The 2,373-nt window shown below is 70.3% G+C and carries 2 protein-coding genes; both read right to left on the bottom strand.

All coding sequences use genetic code 11. From position 1 onward, the window contains the following. Positions 1–887: beta-ketoacyl synthase N-terminal-like domain-containing protein (locus Q0994_RS33785; RefSeq protein ID WP_299542541.1), on the bottom strand; the 887-nt coding region annotated here is incomplete at its 3' end. Between the two features lie 70 nt (positions 888–957). Beyond that, positions 958–2,373, bottom strand: a 1,416-nt coding sequence (locus Q0994_RS33780) for a beta-ketoacyl reductase (protein WP_299542539.1), incomplete at its 5' end; no start/stop codon positions are given.

Raw genomic sequence — 2,373 nt, 5'->3', positions numbered from 1 at the left:
GCACTGCCACGGACCACGGCCAACACCTCATGACCGTGCCGCCGGGCATCCGACAACCGCTCCAACACCAACAGACCGACGCCGTCCGAGAAGCCAGTACCGTCGGCAGCCGCGGCGTACGGCTTGCAGCGCCCGTCGGGGGCGAGGCCGCGCTGGCGGCTGAACTCCACCATGAGAAACGGCCCGGCGAGGACCGTCACGCCGCCCACCAGGGCGAGCGAGCACTCGCCCGATCGCAGTGCCTGAGCGGCCATGTGCATGGCGACGAGGGAGGACGAGCAGGCGGTGTCCACCGTGACGGCGGGGCCCTCGAGTCCCAGGCTGTAGGCGACCCGGCCGGAGACGACGCTGGTCGTCGTGCCTGTGAGGCGGAAGCCTTCCAGCTCGGGGAGCATCTGCCCGCCGTAGTTGGAAGACACTGCGCCGCAGAACACGCCCGTGTCCGAGCCGCGCAGCGAGGTCGGGTCGATGCCCGCGTCCTCGAACGCCTCCCACGACGCCTCCAGCATCAGCCGCTGGGCCGGGTCGGTGGCGAGTGCCTCACGCGGGCTGATCTCGAAGAAGCCGGCGTCGAAGTCGGCCACGCCGTCGACGAAACCGCCGCCCGAGGCGTAGACCTTGCCGATCTGCTCCGGGTCGGGGTTGTAGAGACGCTCCACGTCCCAGCCACGGTCGTCCGGAAGCGGCGACACCGCATCCCGCCCCTGCGACACCAGCTCCCACAACTCGGCGGGCGAGGTGGCGCCGGCGTAGCGGCAGCTCATGCCCACGATCGCCAGTGGTTCGGTGGACTGGTTGAGGAGCCGGCGGTTCTGCTGGCGCAGGCGCTCGGTCTCCTTCAGGGACTTGCGGAGCGCCGTGACGAGATCGTTCTGATTGGCAGCCATGGTTACGCCTCCACTTCCGGGCGCACAGAGGCAGCCGCGTCTTCGATCACGTTCCGGGGTGCTGTGACGGTCATGCCTGGTCCTCTTGGGTCATCCGGATCAGGGCATCGATGTCCATCTCGTCGATCGACTCGCTGTCCTCGGCCTCCGGCGCGGCGTCTTCGGCGTCGCTGTTGGCCAGTTCCATCAACGATTCGAGCAGTCCCGCCCGGCGCAGTCGGGGGATCGGGATGGATGCCAGCAGCTCTCGGATCTCGTTCTCCTCCGAGGACCGCTGGGCGGGCACCATGTCGCCGGGCACGGCGATCGGGATCAGGTACTGCGCCACGGCCTCGGGGGTGGGGTGGTCGAAGACGAGGGTGGTGGGCAGCCGCAGTCCGGTCGCCTGGGTGAGTCGGTTGCGCAGTTCGACCGCCGCGAGGGAGTCGAACCCGAGCGTCTTGAAGGCGCGGTCCGGGTCGATCGCGTCCGCGGAGGCGTGGCCGAGGATGGCCGCGACCTGGCCGCGGACCAGTTCGAGGGTGACCCGATCCCATTCGGTCCGCGGTACGGCGGCCAGGCGCTCGGCGAGCGATCCGCCGGTGTTCTCCGCGCGGCGGGCGGGCATCCGCACCAGCCCGCTCAGCAGCGCCGGGAGCATCCCCGACCGCGCCTGTGCGCGCAGTGCGCCCTGGTCCAGGCGTACGGGGACCACGAGCGACGCGTCCTGTCCCTGGGCCTGGTCGAACAGTTCCAGGCCGAGTTCGGTGGAGAGGGCGCCGACGCCCTGCCGTTCGAGGCGTGCCAGCTCGGCCTCGTCCAGCTCTCCGGTCATGCCGGTCGCGTTCGCCCAGAGGCCCCATGCCAGCGAGGTGGCCGGCAGACCCTGCGCCCTGCGGTGTGCCGCAAGAGCGTCGAGAACCGCGTTGGCCGCCGCGTAGTTGCCCTGTCCCGGACTTCCGATCAGCGCGGCCACCGACGAGAACAGCACGAACGCCGACAGATCCATCCCCGCCGTCAGCTCATGCAGGTGCAGCGCCGCATCCACCTTCGGCCGCATCACCCGCTCCACCTGCTCGGCGGTCAACGACTCGACGACACCGTCGTCCAGGACGCCGGCGGAGTGCACCACCGCCGTCAGTGGGTGTTCCAACGAAGCTATGAGGGAGGCGAGTTGCTCCTTGTCGGAGGCGTCGCACGCCACTGCGCGTGCCTCGCAGCCCGCTGACGCCAACTCCCTTACGAGGTCGGCCACACCGGGTGCGTCCGGACCACGACGACTGAGAAGCACCAGATGCCGGGCACCGTGCTGCTCGGCCAGGTGCCGGGCGAAGAGCGCGCCCAGACCACCCGTACCGCCCGTGATCAGAACGGTCCCGTCCACGTCGAGCGGACGCGGCACCGTCAGGACCACCTTGCCCGTGTTACGGCCCTCCCGCAGGAACCGGAACGCCTCAGCACCACGCCGGACACCCCACGCCCGAATCGGCGCGTGCCGCAACACACC

Source organism: uncultured Streptomyces sp. (assembly GCF_947488945.1).
GTDB lineage: Bacteria > Actinomycetota > Actinomycetes > Streptomycetales > Streptomycetaceae > Streptomyces.
This window is presented reverse-complemented; position numbering and strand designations above follow the sequence as displayed.